Here is a 653-nt window from a genome sequence, read left to right on the forward strand (position 1 = left end):
GTTGTGCATATTGAGGGTAAGGAGCCACTTGAAGTCTACCTGAGGTATAATGTTGTTGAGGAGCGAATGGAGATAAAGACCAATATTCAAAGTCCCAGAATCTATCAACTACCTGCGGGAAATAGGGCAGTGTATGAGCTTGGGAATAAAACTTTTCTTTTAGATAAAATCTCCAGTGAAGGAAAAACAGTATATGGTTATTTTATTAAGCTATTCGATGGCAAGAATTACAGACTTTTAAAGAAACCTGTTGCTCACTATACAGAAGGTGAGAAGGCCAGTACCGGCTATGGGAAAAACAAACCCGGGAGGATTACAATTAAGGAAGAGTACTTTGTTATTCCAAATTCTGGCGGGGCAGTCCATGTTCGGCCTAAATCTAAAGATATAAAGAATGCTTTTGGTGAGGAGGCTAAGGAATATTTGAAGAATAATGAGGTTAAATCTGAATTAGATCTGCAAAATTTTGTTGCTTTTCTTGACAAAAATTAGTTATATAAACTTCTGATTTAACTTCACCCGGACTAATGCTCCGGGTTTTTGATTCTAATTTCAATATAAAAGGCCCTCTCAAAAATATCATTTTCAGGACCTTATCTTGAGCAGGTTCTAAAATGTCAAAAAAAGCTTAAAAAACTTTTGCAGGGAGCTTG

At 36.6% G+C, this 653-nt stretch carries 1 protein-coding gene; it reads left to right on the forward strand.

Annotated elements, in window-relative coordinates:
- On the forward strand, positions 1-492 hold a 492-nt coding region (locus tag HC175_RS16115; RefSeq protein WP_168139422.1), incomplete at its 5' end, for a hypothetical protein.
- Positions 493-653 lie beyond the last annotated feature (161 nt).

The organism is Salinimicrobium oceani (assembly GCF_012037645.1).